The sequence below is a fragment of the Streptomyces sp. NPDC102360 genome, from assembly GCF_044766085.1.
In the GTDB taxonomy this organism is placed as follows: Bacteria; Actinomycetota; Actinomycetes; order Streptomycetales; family Streptomycetaceae; genus Streptomyces.
In genome coordinates this window covers 202,846-217,554 of sequence record NZ_JBIWLG010000012.1, presented here as the reverse complement: position 1 = coordinate 217,554, position 14,709 = coordinate 202,846, and the positions used below count along the sequence as shown (strand labels likewise).

Below are 14,709 nucleotides of genomic sequence, written 5' to 3'. Positions count from 1 at the left end.
CCGCCGGCGTTGCGGTCTCGGGGCTCTGCCCCGGACCCCGCGCCTCAAACGCCGGCGGGGCTTGAATCGCTAGTCCAGGTAACCCCTCAACTGGTCCGCGAACGCGTGGTCGCGGAGTTTGTTCAGGGTTTTGGATTCGATCTGGCGGATGCGTTCGCGTGTGACGCCGAAGATGCGGCCGATCTCCTCCAGGGTGCGCGGGCGGCCGTCCGCGAGGCCGTAGCGGAGCTGGACCACCTTGCGTTCGCGCTCGCCGAGGGTGGAGAGGACCGCCTCCAGGTGTTCCCTGAGCAGGAGGAACGCCGCCGATTCCACGGGGCTCGTGGCGTCGCCGTCCTCGATGAGGTCGCCGAGCGCCACGTCGTCCTCCTCGCCGACGGGGGCGTGGAGGGACACCGGCTCCTGGGCGAGGCGCAGCACTTCGCTGACTCGCTCGTGCGGCAGGTCGAGGTGGGCGCCGACCTCCTCGGGGGTCGGCTCGTAGCCGCGCTCCTGGAGCATGCGGCGCTGGACGCGGACGACGCGGTTGATCAACTCGACGACGTGGACCGGGACCCGGATGGTCCGTGCCTGGTCGGCGAGGGCGCGGCTCATGGCCTGGCGGATCCACCAGGTCGCGTACGTCGAGAACTTGTAGCCACGGGCGTAGTCGAACTTCTCGACCGCGCGGATCAGGCCGAGATTGCCCTCCTGGACCAGGTCGAGCATGGTCAGACCACGGCCCACGTACCGCTTGGCGACGGAGACGACCAGGCGCAGGTTCGCCTCGATGAGGCGGCGCTTGGCCATCCGGCCCATGACCACCAACTTGTCGAGGTCCAGGGCCAGTTGCGAGTCGAGGTCGGGCGCGTGGGCGAGCTTCTCCTCGGCGAACAGACCCGCCTCGACGCGCCGCGCGAGATCCACTTCCTCGGCCGCGGTGAGCAGCGGAATCCGGCCGATCTCGCGCAGGTACTGACGGAACAGGTCCGAGGACGGACTGCCGCTGTCGGCACGGGCGGCGCGCACCCGCTCGGGCGGGTCCACGGACCCCTGGGAGCCGGCCGGTTCCTCCGGCTCGGCCTCGGGATGGTGCCCGACGCGGCTCTGCGTCGGCACCGAGGCCAGCACGTCGCCCTGCGGCACGGCACCCTTGGGCGCGGCTTCGGGGTCGGCGAGGGCCTGCGCTGTGCTGTCGCTCTGGGTGAGGGTCTGGGTCTGCACGGGGGCGACCTCCAAAGTGATCGCATCTGAGGCGTGCGGCCGGGGGGCGGGAACGACGGCCTCGCCGCTGTCCGTCCCGTACACGATGAGCGGAACCGCGGGGGTGTCGGACCCGTTGTCCGGGCTCCGGCCGCGCTCCGAGGACTCAGGCACCGCAATCCAGTGTGGAGTACGACACAGTGCCGCCACGAGGGGCGTGCGTTGACTTTTTGAGTCCAGTGCGTGACCGCGCGGTTACCGTGCTGGACGGTTACCCGCCCTTCCCCGATCCGAACGCGACCAAACACCCGGGGCTCCGCCCCGGACCCCGCGCCTCAAACGCCGGCGGGGCTTGATAGATCAAGCCCCGCCGGCGATTGACAGCTCTACCCCCTGCGTCGATCGAGCAGCATCTTTCAAGCCCCTGCGGCGATTGAGCAGCGGGGTCCGGGGCAGAGCCCCGTGGCCGAGGGACGGCGCGGCTACAGGGCTTCCGCGCCCCGCTCGTGGAGCGCTTGGCCGTACTGCTGGAGCACCCACAACTCGTTCTGTACCGCGGCCAGTTGGTGAGGGTCGCCGCCCGCGCCGAGGCGGGTGAGCGTGCCCTGGACGTCACGGATGCGGCGGTCGACGGCGCGCTTGCGCACGGTCACCAGCTGCTCCCCCGCGTACGCCTCGTCGACGGTCTTGCGGCGGATGGCCTCGACGGCGAGCTCCGTGACCATCGCCCGCACCGCGTCGTCGGGCGCCGCCGCGCGCACCGCGATCAGGTACTCCTGCGGGTCGTGGACGCCCTGCTCGGCGCCGCCCGCGTCCATGATGGCCTGGCGGACGGCGGCATACGGGTCGGCCGTGAACTCGTCGACGCCGTACGCGTCGAAGGCCGGGGACACCAACTGTGGGTACTGCAGCGCGAGTTTGAGCAGTTCGCGTTCGGTCGTGAACACCGGGTTGCGCAGGGTGAGCGCCGGTCCGCCGAAGGGGCGGGCCGAGGCGGCGGGGCCGGCCTGCGGACCACCGCGCCCGGCGGCGGGCGCGGGCCCGCGGCCACCGCGCTCGCGGGCCCAGCGGGCGAGCTGCCCCACCCGCTTGACCACGAACTGGGTGTCGAGGATGCCGAGCATGCCGGCGAGCTGGACCGCGACCTCGTGCTGCGAGGCGCTGTTCTTGATGCGGGCGACGACGGGTGCCGCCTCGTCGAGCGCGGAGGCGCGGCCCGCCGGGGTCTCCAGGTCGTAGCGGCTCACGATCTGGCGGAGGGCGAACTCGAAGAGCGGCGTGCGGGGTTCGACCAGGTCCGAGACCGCGTCGTCGCCCTTGGCGAGGCGCAGGTCGCACGGGTCCATGTTGTCCGGCGCGATCGCGATGTACGTCTCGGCGGCGAACTTCTGGTCGTCCTCGAAAGCGCGCAGGGCGGCCTTCTGGCCCGCCGCGTCGCCGTCGAAGGTGAAGATCACGCGCGCCGAGCCGTTGTCCATGAGGAGCCGGCGGAGGATCTTGATGTGGTCGCCGCCGAACGCCGTGCCACAGGTGGCGACGGCGGTGGTGACGCCGGCCAGGTGGCAGGCCATCACGTCCGTGTACCCCTCGACGACGACCGCGCGGGAGGACTTGGCGATGTCCTTCTTCGCGAGATCGATCCCGTACAGGACCTGCGACTTGCGGTAGATCGGCGTCTCGGGCGTGTTCAGGTACTTCGGTCCGTTGTCGTCCTCGCGCAGACGGCGGGCGCCGAAGCCGACGACGTCGCCGCCGATGTCGCGGATCGGCCACATGAGCCGTCCGCGGAAACGGTCGATGGGGCCGCGGTTACCCTCCTGCGAGAGGCCGGAGAGCAGGATCTCCTTGTCGCTGAAGCCCTTGCCGCGCAGGAAGCGGGTGAGGTGCTCCCAGCCCGCCGGGCTGTACCCGACGCCGAAGTGCTGGGCCGCCGCCTGGTCGAAGCCGCGCTCGGCAAGGAACTTGCGGCCGATCTCGGCCTCGGGTGACTCCAGCTGGTCGACGTAGAACTGCGCGGCGACCTTGTGCGCCTCGACCAGGCGGATGCGCTCGCCGCGCTGGTGGGTGGGGTTGTACCCGCCCTCCTCGTAGCGCAGCGTGATGCCCGCCTGACCGGCGAGGCGCTCCACCACTTCGGAGAAGGAGAGGTGGTCGACCTTCATCACGAATGTGATGGTGTCGCCGCCCTCCTGGCAGCCGAAGCAGTGGAACAGGCCCTTACTCGGGCTGACCTGGAAGGACGGGGACTTCTCGTCGTGGAACGGGCACAGACCCTTGAGGTTTCCGCCGCCCGCGTTGCGCAGCTGCAGGTACTCGGAGACCACGGCGTCGATCGGGACCGCGTCCCGAACCGCCTTCACGTCCTCGTCATTGATCCTGCCTGCCACGCGGCAAGTCTACGGGGACGGACTGACAGTCCCATCACGGCTCCAGAAGATCACTCAGCGGGACCGAGGGGTCCGAGAGGCGCTCGACGCCGGGCTTCGCCCCTGACCTGATCAGCCGCTGGATCGGCTCCGTGACGTCCCACACATTCACGTTCATCCCCGCGAGGACCTGCCCGTCCTTCAGCCAGAACGCGATGAACTCGCGCTTGCCCGCGTCCCCGCGCAGCACCACCTGGTCGTACGAGCCCGGGGGCGCCCAGCCCGAGTACTCCAGGCCCAGGTCGTACTGGTCGGAGAAGAAGTACGGCACGCGGTCGTAGGAGACGTCCTTGCCGAGCATGGCGCGGGCCGCGGCCGGCCCGCCGTTCAGCGCGTTCGCCCAGTGTTCGACGCGCAGCCGGTCGTCGAAGAGCGGGTGCTGGACCGCCGCCACGTCGCCCGCGGCGTAGATGTCGGGGTCGGAGGTGCGCAGCGTCGCGTCCACGGCGATGCCGCCGCCGTGCGCCCGGTCGGCGAGGTCGAGGCCCGCCGCCTCGGCGAGCGCGGTGCGCGGGGCGGCGCCGATCGCGGCCAGCACGTCGTGCGCCGGGTGCTCCTCGCCGTCGTCGGTGAGGGCGGCGAGGACCATGCCGTCCTGGCCGGTGATCTCGGTGAGCCTGGCGCCGAAGTGGAAGCGGACGCCGTGGTCGCCGTGCAGCTCGGCGAAGATCTGGCCGAGCTCGGGACCGAGCACGGAGTGCAGCGGCGTCGCCTCGGGCTCGACGATGGTGACCTCCGCGCCGTACTCACGGGCGGTCGCCGCGACCTCCAGGCCGATCCAGCCGGCGCCGGCGATCACCAGGTGTCCGTTGTCCCTGCCGAGCGAGGCCAGCACGCCCTTCAGTCGCTCGGCGTGGGCGAGGCGGCGCAGGTGGTGGACGCCCGCGAGGTGCGTGCCGGGGATGTCGAGGCGGCGCGGCTCAGCGCCGGTGGCGAGCAGCAGCTTGTCGTAGCGGACGACGGTGCCCTCGCCGAGCCGCACCGTCTTGTCCGCGCGGTCGATCGTGGTGACCGTCTGCCCGAGGTGCAGCTCGATGTCGTTGCTCGCGTACCAGGCCGGTTCGTGGACGAAGACGCTGTCGCGCTCCTCCTTGCCCTGGAGGTAGCCCTTCGACAAGGGCGGCCGTTCGTACGGGTGGTCCCGTTCGTCACCGATGAGGATCACCCGGCCGGTGAAGCCCTCCGCGCGAAGTGTCTCGGCGGTCTTGGCTCCGGCGAGCCCTCCCCCGACGATGACGAACGTCTGGTCCGCGTCGACCACTTGATGCCTCCTCATTGCCATGCCGTCATATGCGAGCGTCCCGCACGCAGCGTAATGCGGGAAGGGGGCGTGGCCCGATCAGGGCATCTTTTCGTCACGCCCAGTGGTCGCGTCTCCTTCCCGATGATGCCCGCCGCCGGTAAGCCGCGCGTGAAGTGAGCGGGCCGAGGCGTCGGTCAGCGAGGCGATCTGGTCGACGATCACCCGCTTCTTCGCGCGGTCGTCGGGCGCGGTGTCGAACAGGGCGCGGAACTGCGGGTCGAGTCCTTCGGGCGCGCGGGAGGTCAGCGCCTGCGCCAACTCGGCGACCACGATGCGCTGATCGGCCCGGAGCCGCTCCTGCTGGGGGCGCTGCATCACATACCGGTCGGCGACCGCCTTGAGCACCGCGCACTCGTACCGGGCGGCGCGCGGCACCACGAGCTCCGCCGCGTAGCGTGTCAAACGGCCCGATCCGTGTCTCGCGCGTGTCGCGCCCTCGGCGGCGAGGCAGAGACGCCCGATGAGCTGGCTGGTCGCGTCCTTGAGCCGGGCCTGGGCGACCGCCGTCCCGTCGTAGCCGTGCGGCCACCACTCCTGGTCGAGGAGGCGGTCGAGGGCGGCGGAGAGCTCGGCGGGATCCGTGCCCTCGGGGACGTAGCGCCCGATGGCGACCGCGAAGATGTCGGCGCGCTCGGGCTCGGCGTGCAGCACGTTCGGGTCCAAGTGGCCCGCGTGCAGGCCGTCTTCGAGGTCGTGCACGGAGTACGCCACGTCGTCCGACCAGTCCATGACCTGTGCCTCGAAGCAGGTGCGGTGGCCGGGTGACGTCCTTCTGATCCAGTCGAAGACCGGCCGGTCGTCCTCGTAGACCCCGAATTTGTGCGACTCGGGGTCGCTGGGGTGCTCGCCGCGCCCCCACGGGTACTTCGTCGCGGCGTCGAGCGCCGCCCGTGTCAGGTTCAGGCCCACGCTGGTCAGCTCGCCGGAACTGTCGTCGCGCACGAAGCGCTTGGGCTCGATGCGGGTGAGCAGGCGCAGCGACTGGGCGTTGCCCTCGAAGCCGCCGCAGTCCTGCGCCACCTCGTTGAGCGCCTGTTCGCCGTTGTGCCCGAAGGGCGGGTGGCCCAGGTCGTGCGAGAGGCAGGCGGTCTCGACGAGGTCGGGGTCGCAGCCGAGCGCGGCGCCCAACTCCCGCCCCACCTGGGCGCATTCGAGGGAGTGCGTGAGCCGGGTGCGCGGGCTCGCGTCCCAGTGCCTGCTGCGGGTGCCCGGCGTGACGACCTGCGTCTTGCCCGCGAGGCGGCGCAGCGCCGACGAGTGCAGCACCCTGGCGCGGTCGCGCTGGAACGCCGTGCGCCCCGGGCGCTTGTCGGGCTCGGGGGCCCAGCGCTCGGCCGCCGCCTCGTCGTACGTGTCGCTGCCTACGCTGTCTTCCATGGCCCGACAGTACGGGCGACCACCGACAACCGGGGCCCTGGACGGCTCAGACGGACGCGGTCCGCGCCATCGTGTCCGCCTCTGTGGCGTACGCCGTCGTGGCCGGCGCCCGGTCGTAGCGGTGCAGGACGAGGCGGGCCAGGGACGGGTGGGTGCCGAGCGGGGCGGCGGCGATGCCGGGCGCGGCCGCGGCGGTCTCCGTGGCGAAGCGGCCGGGGGCGGTGAAGTACGAGGCGACGGCGATCCGGTCGCGGCCGTGTGCGGCGAGGGACCGGGCGGCGGTGGCGACGTCGGGGGCGGTGGCGGAGGCGTATCCGGGGACGACGGGGACGCCGAGGCGGTCGGCGAGGAGACCGGCGGCGGCACGAATGTCCTGGGCGGCGCGGGGGTCGCGGGAGCCGGCGGCGGCGAGGACGACTCCGCTGCGGCGGCGGTCCCGGTCGGTGGCCCGCTCCGGCCAGCCGGCCTCGACGAGCCGGTCGTGGAGGGCCTCGACGAGCAGCGGGTGCGGGCCGAGGGGGTCGGCGACGCGGGTGAGCAGGTGTTCGGCGGCGTCGGCGGCCCGCGGCAGGTCGTGCTTGACGTGGTGGCCGCGGGAGAGGAGCAGCGGCACGAGAACGGCGCGGCCGGCGGGAAGCGCGGCGAGGGTGTCGCTCAGCAGCGGCTCGTTGAGTTCGATGTGGCCGAGGCGGACGGTGAGGCCGGGGCGTCGCTCGCGTATCCGCTCGACGAGTTCGGAGACGGTGGCCAGGGCCCGTGGGTCGCGGCTGCCGTGCGCCACGAGCACCAGGGCGGGCGGCTGCCGGCGCCCGTACCCGCGCAGCGGGGACACGTGGCTGAGCCTGCTGCCGAGCTGGTCGCTGATCATGGTGAGGAGTCCCGCCGTGCCGACTGTGTGATCCAGGTAGGTCGTGCCGTGGTCCATGGGGCCGTACGACTCGTCCGTCATGAACAGATCGTGCCGGGCGGGGGTTGCCGGGCTGTTGCGTAGCGGTGACGACTGGTTGCCGGGGGTTCACGGGGCGGGCCGGGGCCCGGTGAGCGCGCCCCGGCCGTGCGGTGTACCGGCACCGTGGCCGACGCCTGCCGTCATCGTTGCGCGGCACCGGGGTGCCGCCTTGCCCACCCTGCCGCCCAAGGCGGCAGATTGCCCAAGGCGGTGGCGGCCACATCAAGCCCCTGCGGCGATTGAGCAGGCCTTTCAAGCCCCGCACTTTCGACGAGAGCCAGCGGGGTCCGGGGCAGAGCCCCGATCTTTCCAGCCCCGCCGGCGTTTGAGGCGCGGGGTCCGGGGCGGAGCCCCGAGGCGTGGGCGGCGGGGGCGTGAACCGTCCGGGTGGCGGAGGCGTCTTAGGGCGCGCCCGTACGCGACCGACTGCCCAGGGGGCCCAGATGCATCTGCCACGCACCCGGAGGGCCCAGCGCAGGGCCGTGCAAACAGCCATGGCCACCTGCGTACTGGCCTTGCTGCCGGCGACCTGGCTGCACCTGTCCACCGGGGACCGGCTGCGTACAGTCGAAAACGCCCCGCCCACCGACGTAGCCGTCGTATTCGGCGCAGGCCTCTGGAACGGCGAACCCTCCCCGTACCTGGCCCACCGCCTCGACGCCGCAGCGGAGCTGTACCGCGCCGGAAAGGTCCACGTCCTCCTCGTCACGGGCGACAACAGCCGCGAGGAGTACGACGAACCGGACGCCATGCGCGCGTACCTGACCCGCCACGGGGTACCGTCCCGGGCCGTCGTCAGCGACTACGCGGGCTTCGACACCTGGGACTCCTGCGTCCGCGCGAAGAAGATCTTCGGCGTCGACCGGGCCGTACTGGTCACCCAGGACTTCCACGCGCGGCGCGCGGTGGCGCTGTGCGAGGCCGCGGGCGTCTCCTCGTACGGGGTCGGGGTCGCCGAACCGCACGACGTGACCTGGTACGCGGGCGGGGCGCGCGAGACGCTCGCGGCGGGGAAGGCGGCGCTCGACGTGGCAGTGCGCCCGGATCCGCACTTCCTGGGGCCCGAGGAGAAGGGCGTGCGCGAGGCCCTGGCCGCGACCTCACGCCGTCCGTAGGACGGCCGGGAGATGCTCGTTCCGGCTACGTAACCTCCAGGCGCGCCGACCGGCAACACACCCGCCGCACCCTCAAGTGCATGCTCAACACCACGGCGACGCCCACCCACTGCCCGTACTGCGCCCTGCAGTGCGGCATGAACGTGCTGCCCGGCAGCGAGGCCCCCACGGTCGAGGGCCGCGCGGACTTCCCGGTCAACCAGGGTGCGCTGTGCGGCAAGGGGCAGAGCGCCGCGTCCGTGCTCTCCTCCCAGGTGCGGCTCACGGAGCCGCTCGTGCGCAGCCCCGTCACCGGTGAGCTGACACCCGCCTCCTGGGAGGAGGCTCTTGACAGGGTCGCGGACGGGCTGGCACGCGCGCGTGCCGGACACGGAGCGGACGCCTGCGGCGTGTTCGGCGGTGGCGGCCTGACGAACGAGAAGGCGTACGCGCTCGGCAAGTTCGCCCGCATCGTGCTCGGCACGTCGCAGATCGACTACAACGGCCGGTTCTGCATGTCGTCGGCGGCGGCCGCCGGGCAGAAGGCCTTCGGCCTGGACCGGGGGCTGCCGTTCCCGCTGGAGGACATTCCGCGTACCGGATGCGTGATCCTGGTCGGCTCGAACCTCGCCGAGACCATGCCGCCCGCACTGCGGTACCTCTCGGAACTCAAGGCCAACGGCGGCACGTTGATCGTGATCGACCCCCGCCGCACCCGCACCGCGGACCAGGCGGACCTGCACCTGGCACCCCGCCCCGGCACGGACCTGGCGCTCGCGCTCGGGATGCTGCACCTGGTGGTGGCGGACGGCCGCGTGGACGAGGAGTACGTACGGGAGCGTACGCAGGGCTGGGCGGAGGCCCGGTCGGCGGTGATGGCGCACTGGCCGGAGCACGTGGAGCGGGTCACGGGTGTGCCGGTGCCCCAACTGCGCGAGGCGGTCCGCATGTTCACGGCCGCCGAGCGGGCGATGGTCCTCACCGCGCGCGGGCCCGAGCAGCAGTCCAAGGGCACGGACACGGTGGGCGCGTGGATCAACCTGGCGCTCGCGACCGGCCGGCCGGGCCGCCCGTTCTCCGGCTACGGGTGTCTGACCGGCCAGGGCAACGGGCAGGGCGGCCGCGAACACGGCCAGAAGGCGGACCAGCTGCCCGGCTACCGCAAGCTCACGGATCCGGCGGCCCGGGCGCATGTGGCGGAGGTCTGGGGTGTGGAGCCGGACGCGCTGCCCGGTCCGGGACGGTCGGCGTACGAGCTGCTGGACGCGCTGGGCGGTGACATCAGGGCGCTGCTGCTGATGGGCTCGAATCCGGTGGTCTCCGCGCCGCGGGCGGCGCATGTCGAGTCCCGGATCCGCTCGCTCGACTTCCTGGCCGTCGCCGATGTCGTCCTCTCCGAGACCGCCGAACTGGCCGATGTGGTCCTGCCGGTGACGCAGTGGGCCGAGGAGACCGGCACGGTGACGAATCTGGAGGGAAGGGTGCTGCTGCGGCAGCGCGCCCTGACACCCCCTTCGGGGGTGCGTACGGATCTGTACGTGCTGCAGGAGCTGGCGGCTCGGCTCGCGCCCGGCCTGGAGAAGGGTTTCCCGACGGACGCGCGGGAGGTGTTCGACGAGTTGCGGCGGGCGTCGGCGGGCGGGCCCGCGGACTACTCCGGCATCAGCTACGACCGGCTGGCCGAGGGCGAGGGCGTCTTCTGGCCGTGGTCCTCGGACGACGCGGCCGCCGACGCCGACGGCACCGGTACGCCGCGGCTCTTCCTCGAACGGTTCGCCACGGAGGACGGGCGGGCGCGGTTCGTGCCCGTGTCGCACCGGCCCGCGGCGGAGGAGCCGGATGCGGAGTATCCGCTGTATCTGACGACGGGGCGGGTCGTGGCCCAGTACCAGTCCGGGGCCCAGACGCGGCGCGTGCCGGAGCTCAACAAGGCGGCTCCCGAGGCATTCGTGGAGCTGCATCCGCGGTTGGCCGGGCGGCTCGGGATCACGCAGGGCGACGCGGTCGCGGTGACGTCGCGCCGCGGCCGGGTCGAGGCCCCGGCCCGCGTCACCTCCACGATCCGGCCGGACACCCTCTTCATGCCGTTCCACTGGCCGGGGGCGGGGCGGGCCAACACGCTGACGAACCCGGCCCTCGACCCGACGTCCCGCATGCCGGAATTCAAGGTGTGCGCGGTACGGGTGGAGCGGGTCAAGTAAGCCCCTCCGGCGTTTGAGGAGGCGGGGTCCGGGGCGGAGCCCCGATCTTTTGAGCCCCGCCGGCGTTTGAGGCGCGGGACCTGGTCACCCCTGGCCACTCCTTCACAGCTCCGACACCGTGGATCCATGGACTCCGCTTGTCATGGCCCCCTAAAACTGAATCAGTGTCAGGAATTTGCCGGTCGCCTCACCGTCCCCACGGAGCCGCCTGATGAGACCCGTACGGACCATCACCACCCTGGCCACCCTCCTCGCCGCCACCCTCGCCCTCGCCCCCGCCGCGACGGCGGCCCCCGCCTCCGCCGAGGCCACCTCGGTACGGGACGTGATCACCGACCCCGACGGGGCCCGGCACATCCGCTACGACCGTACGTACGGCCAACTCCCCGTCCTCGGCGGAGACTTCGTCGTCCACGAGGCGGCGGACGGCACGTACGAGGGCACCGACCGCGCCGTCCCCGGCAGCGTCTCCGTCCCCAGCACCACACCCCGCCTCTCCGCTCCCAAGGCCGCGGACCTCGCCACGACGCTCCTGCGGGACGTCAACCCCGGCACTCTGCTCCGCAGCCTCAAGGCCAAGCCGCAGCTCGTCGTGGACGCGCTGCACGGCAGCCCCAAGCTGGCCTGGCGGACGACGGCCGCGGCGAAGGACCCACTCGGCAACCCCACGGCCCGTACGGTCCTCACCGACGCCACCACCGGCGCGACGATCGACTCCTGGAACAGCCTCGAAAGCGCCACGGGCGACGGCCGATCCCTCTACTCCGGCACCGTCCCCCTCACCACCACCCGCGCCTCCTCCGGCGGCTACCAGCTGAACGACGCCACTCGCGGCAACACCTACACCGGCGACGCGGGCAACAAGACCGACACCTGCGTCCTCGGCATCTGCCTGGAGCGCGCCCCCGCCAAGGTCTACACGGACGCCGACAACCACTGGGGCACCGGAAAGGCGGCGGACCGGAGCACGGCCGCCGTGGACGCCCAGTACGGCACGGACCAGACCTGGGACTACTACAAGGACGTCCACGGCCGAATAGGCATAGCCGACGACGGCAAGGGCTCGTACAACCGCGTCCACTACGGGAAGGACTACAACAACGCCTTCTGGGACGACAACTGCTTCTGCATGACGTACGGGGACGGCGACGGCAAGACGTTCGGCCCGCTGGTCGCCCTCGACGTCACGGGCCACGAGATGTCCCACGGCGTGACCTCGTCCACCGCGGCCCTCACCTACTCCGGCGAGTCCGGCGGCCTCAACGAAGCCACCTCGGACATCTTCGGCACGCTCGTCGAGTTCCACGCGAACAACGCCTCCGACCCCGGCGACTGGCTCATCGGCGAGAAGATCGTCAAGCCCGGAGCGGACGGAAAGACCTCGGCCCTGCGCTACATGGACAAGCCGAGCCGGGACGGGAAGTCGGCGGACTGCTGGAACAAGAACGTCGCCGGCCTCGACGTGCACTACTCCTCCGGCGTCGCGAACCACTTCGCGTATCTGCTCGCGGAGGGCAGCGGCCCGAAGACGGTCGGCGGCGTCCGGAACGACAGCCCCACGTGCGACAAGTCGAAGCTCGCCGGGATCGGCAAGGAGAAGCTCGGCAAGATCTGGTACCGGGCGCTGACCGTCTACATGACGTCGTCGACGGACTACAAGGGCGCGCGCACGGCGACGCTGAAGGCGGCCAAGGACCTGTACGGGTCGGGCGGCAAGGAGTACGCGGCGGTGGCGGCCACCTGGTCGGCGGTGTCCGTGAACTGATGGGGCATCACTCGCGTGCCAGCTCCGTCACCCGGTCGCACGCCTCCCCGCTCTCCTTGGGCACTTTCCGGCGGGCACGCCGGTGACCTGCTGGAACGTACCCGTCGGACCGTCAGGAAAGGGGCTTTGGCAGGCCTCCTGACGTCACATCAGGAGGCGGCCCGCCGCAACTGGTACTTGTCTCGACCTTGGCAGGGCGCGCCCGACGCCCGCGAAGGAGCTTGGACGATGCGCGTGCGCAGGGGCATGGGCCGACCGCTGGCCGCGGCGGCGTTCCTCACCACCGCGGCCGCCACGGCAGTACTCGCCGTCGGCGCCCCCGCGACCGCCGCGCAGGGGGGCCTGGAGGTCTACCCGGCGACGGCCTCCCCGGGCGACCGGGTCACGGTGGACACCACCGCGTGCGCCGCGAGCGACACGGCGACGGGTGACGCCAGCGCGGTCGGCGCGGGCACGTTCACGCTGGCGCCGGACACGGGCGCCCCGGCCGCGCCGAACGCCACGGGGCGGTTCCGGGTCCCGGTGTCCGCGCAGCCGGGGACGTACGAGATCGTCGCGAGGTGCGCGGGCGGTCCCGAGGTGACGGGTGACCTCATCGTCTCCGTGACCGGCTCGGGCGCGTCCGTGGCCCAGCTTCCCAAGGGCCACGTGGACACGGGCGTCGGTGGCGCACTCGGTCCCGAACCGACGCGGACTTCGACGGGAGTGGCGGCACTTGCGCTGGCCGCGGCGGGCGGCACGTGGCTGCTGCACCGCAGGGCACGCGGCGACCGTCTCTGAACCTGGGGCAGCTCCCCCGCATCCCCGCCCGCCCCTCGAAGATCTGCGAGGCCCCCCAACCCCATGCGCAATCCCGAGCGCCCCGGCATGCGCATTCGCGCCACGAACCGCTTGAACGCCGCCATGGGAGCGACCACCGCCCTGGCCCTCGCCGCCGGCGCCTGGCTCCTGGCCGGCGGGACGGAGGGTCACCCGCCGCCCCAGCCGTCCGCCGCGCAGGCCCACGTCGACCGGGCACGCGAAGCGCCCGCCGCCGCTCCCCTGGCCCCGTCCCCGCCGGACCGCGTCCGCATCCCGTCGATCGGGGTGGACGCCCCGCTGATGGGCCTCGCCCTGACCCGCTCCGGCAGCCTCGACGTACCTCCGGCCGACCGGAAGAACCTCGCGGGCTGGTACGAGTCGGGCACCAAGCCCGGCGAGACGGGTACGGCGGTGGTCGCGGGCCACGTCGACAACGCGCGCGGCCCGTCCGTCTTCTACGCCCTGGGCTCCCTGAAGCGCGGCCGCACCATCGAGGTGGCGCGGCGGGACGGTTCGGTGGCGGTGTTCACGGTGGACGCGGTCGAGGTCTACGACGCGCAACACTTCCCCGACACAAAGGTCTACGGCACGTCCCGCCGCCCCGAACTCCGGGTGATCACGTGCGGCGGCCCGTACTCCCGCAAGACGGGCTACCAGGGGAACGTGGTCGTGTTCGCCCACCTCACCGGAAGCCGCCCTTAGCCCTCAACCGGTGAACAGTCCCTGGGCCTCCGACACATGCACGGCCCGCTCGGCCCATACCGTCAACTGGTCGCCGTCCGTGCACGCCATCACGCGTTCACGAACGTCGTCGGGCACGGGAATGCCCCGCCACTCCAGAATCCGCAGGGTCATCTCGGCCCGATCCTCGATGCGGCCTTCCTCTCGGCCTTCCTCTCGGCCTTCCTCGCGCCCCTCTTCGCGCAGGCCCTCGGCGACGGGGTTCCGGAAGAAGTAGTTCTTCGTTGCCATCAGGTTCCTCCAGATGTCTCTCGCCTGCTTGCTTGCCAGACCCGACTCCACGAACTGCGCGAACATCGCCGCACTGTCGGGGTCGATGGTGTCCAGGACCCGCGCGAGCATGTCCAGTATGTCAGCGCAGCGCTTGCCGCGGGCGTGGACGATCGCCGAGAAGACGGCGAGCGACGGGTCCTCCATCGCCTGCTTCTCGTCCGTGATCAACGGGACGTTGTCGGGCCCGAGGACCAGCGGACGCACCACGGCCGTCGGGAACTCGGACAGGCCCAGCCGGATGGGCTGCGCCGCCCAACGCGCCGTCGCACGGCTCTGCGTGAGCACGAACAGCACGGGCTGCAACTGGTACTTCGCGTACAGGTGGGCCACGTAGTAGGCCCAACTCGCGGGCTTCTTCTCGTCCTTCTTGCCCTGCGCCTCATAGGCGAACAGGAAGTTGCCCTCATCGGTGTCCACCCGCATCAGGGTGTCCACTCTGCGCTCCACCGGATCGATCTCGGTGAGGTCCGTATCGAGTACCGCGATGTCACGCGCCTCCGGAAACGGCACGTGGAACAGGCGCTGGAAGTTGCGCACCATCATCGCCGTTTCCTTGCGGAAAAAGTGGTGCATCGTCTCGTGCGAGGAGCTGACCAT

The 14,709-nt window shown here is 71.8% G+C and carries 11 protein-coding genes; 5 read left to right on the top strand and 6 right to left on the bottom strand.

Annotation, left to right across the window (positions count from 1 at the left end; genetic code table 11):
* Window positions 1-69: 69 nt before the first annotated feature.
* The 5 genes from ACIRHA_RS35220 to ACIRHA_RS35200 all read right to left on the bottom strand — a co-directional run bounded on the left by ACIRHA_RS35220 (window position 70) and on the right by ACIRHA_RS35200 (window position 7,213).
* The gene (locus tag ACIRHA_RS35220; protein WP_403854317.1) at window positions 70-1,356 is read right to left on the bottom strand and encodes an RNA polymerase sigma factor; all 1,287 of its coding nucleotides are present in this window, start codon (window positions 1,354-1,356) and stop codon (window positions 70-72) included.
* Window positions 1,357-1,664: 308 nt separating this feature from the next.
* Window positions 1,665-3,569 carry a DNA primase gene (dnaG, locus tag ACIRHA_RS35215; RefSeq protein WP_403854315.1) on the bottom strand — a complete coding sequence of 635 codons (1,905 nt, stop codon included), beginning with the start codon at window positions 3,567-3,569 and terminating at the stop codon, window positions 1,665-1,667.
* A gap of 34 nt (window positions 3,570-3,603) precedes the next feature.
* Window positions 3,604-4,869 carry an NAD(P)/FAD-dependent oxidoreductase gene (locus ACIRHA_RS35210; RefSeq protein WP_403854313.1) on the bottom strand — a complete coding sequence of 422 codons (1,266 nt, stop codon included), beginning with the start codon at window positions 4,867-4,869 and terminating at the stop codon, window positions 3,604-3,606.
* A 78-nt stretch (window positions 4,870-4,947) separates the two neighbouring features.
* Window positions 4,948-6,288 (bottom strand): deoxyguanosinetriphosphate triphosphohydrolase, encoded by a 1,341-nt coding sequence (locus tag ACIRHA_RS35205; protein ID WP_403854311.1) that lies wholly within the window; start codon window positions 6,286-6,288, stop codon window positions 4,948-4,950.
* Between the two features lie 46 nt (window positions 6,289-6,334).
* Complete coding sequence (locus ACIRHA_RS35200) at window positions 6,335-7,213, bottom strand: sirohydrochlorin chelatase (RefSeq protein ID WP_403854374.1); 879 nt, start codon at window positions 7,211-7,213, stop codon at window positions 6,335-6,337.
* A gap of 467 nt (window positions 7,214-7,680) precedes the next feature.
* On the opposite strand from ACIRHA_RS35200, the gene ACIRHA_RS35195 reads away from it, so the two are divergent.
* The 5 genes from ACIRHA_RS35195 to ACIRHA_RS35175 all read left to right on the top strand — a co-directional run bounded on the left by ACIRHA_RS35195 (window position 7,681) and on the right by ACIRHA_RS35175 (window position 13,800).
* Entirely contained in the window at window positions 7,681-8,352 is a 672-nt protein-coding gene (locus ACIRHA_RS35195; RefSeq protein WP_403854309.1) for a vancomycin high temperature exclusion protein, read from the top strand.
* A gap of 80 nt (window positions 8,353-8,432) precedes the next feature.
* Window positions 8,433-10,532 (top strand): molybdopterin oxidoreductase family protein, encoded by a 2,100-nt coding sequence (locus ACIRHA_RS35190; protein WP_403854307.1) that lies wholly within the window; start codon window positions 8,433-8,435, stop codon window positions 10,530-10,532.
* Between the two features lie 211 nt (window positions 10,533-10,743).
* Window positions 10,744-12,297 (top strand): M4 family metallopeptidase, encoded by a 1,554-nt coding sequence (locus ACIRHA_RS35185; RefSeq protein WP_403854305.1) that lies wholly within the window; start codon window positions 10,744-10,746, stop codon window positions 12,295-12,297.
* Between the two features lie 228 nt (window positions 12,298-12,525).
* Window positions 12,526-13,077: a hypothetical protein gene (locus tag ACIRHA_RS35180; RefSeq protein ID WP_403854303.1), complete on the top strand. Its 552-nt coding sequence runs from the start codon at window positions 12,526-12,528 to the stop codon at window positions 13,075-13,077.
* 87 nt (window positions 13,078-13,164) lie between these two features.
* Entirely contained in the window at window positions 13,165-13,800 is a 636-nt protein-coding gene (locus ACIRHA_RS35175) for a class F sortase (RefSeq protein ID WP_403854372.1), read from the top strand.
* A 3-nt stretch (window positions 13,801-13,803) separates the two neighbouring features.
* On the opposite strand, the gene ACIRHA_RS35170 is transcribed toward ACIRHA_RS35175, so the two are convergent.
* Entirely contained in the window at window positions 13,804-14,709 is a 906-nt protein-coding gene (locus tag ACIRHA_RS35170) for a hypothetical protein (RefSeq protein ID WP_403854301.1), read from the bottom strand.

Excerpts from the sequence above, each read along its gene's own strand:
- ACIRHA_RS35205 (WP_403854311.1), bottom strand. The coding sequence starts at position 6,288 with ATGGAAGACAGCGTAGGCAGCGACACGTACGACGAGGCGGCGGCCGAG.
- ACIRHA_RS35200 (WP_403854374.1), bottom strand. The coding sequence starts at position 7,213 with ATGGACCACGGCACGACCTACCTGGATCACACAGTCGGCACGGCGGGA.
- ACIRHA_RS35195 (WP_403854309.1), top strand. The coding sequence starts at position 7,681 with ATGCATCTGCCACGCACCCGGAGGGCCCAGCGCAGGGCCGTGCAAACA.
- ACIRHA_RS35190 (WP_403854307.1), top strand. The coding sequence starts at position 8,433 with ATGCTCAACACCACGGCGACGCCCACCCACTGCCCGTACTGCGCCCTG.
- ACIRHA_RS35185 (WP_403854305.1), top strand. The coding sequence starts at position 10,744 with ATGAGACCCGTACGGACCATCACCACCCTGGCCACCCTCCTCGCCGCC.
- ACIRHA_RS35180 (WP_403854303.1), top strand. The coding sequence starts at position 12,526 with ATGCGCGTGCGCAGGGGCATGGGCCGACCGCTGGCCGCGGCGGCGTTC.
- ACIRHA_RS35175 (WP_403854372.1), top strand. The coding sequence starts at position 13,165 with ATGCGCATTCGCGCCACGAACCGCTTGAACGCCGCCATGGGAGCGACC.
- ACIRHA_RS35170 (WP_403854301.1), bottom strand. The coding sequence starts at position 14,709 with ATGGTCAGCTCCTCGCACGAGACGATGCACCACTTTTTCCGCAAGGAA.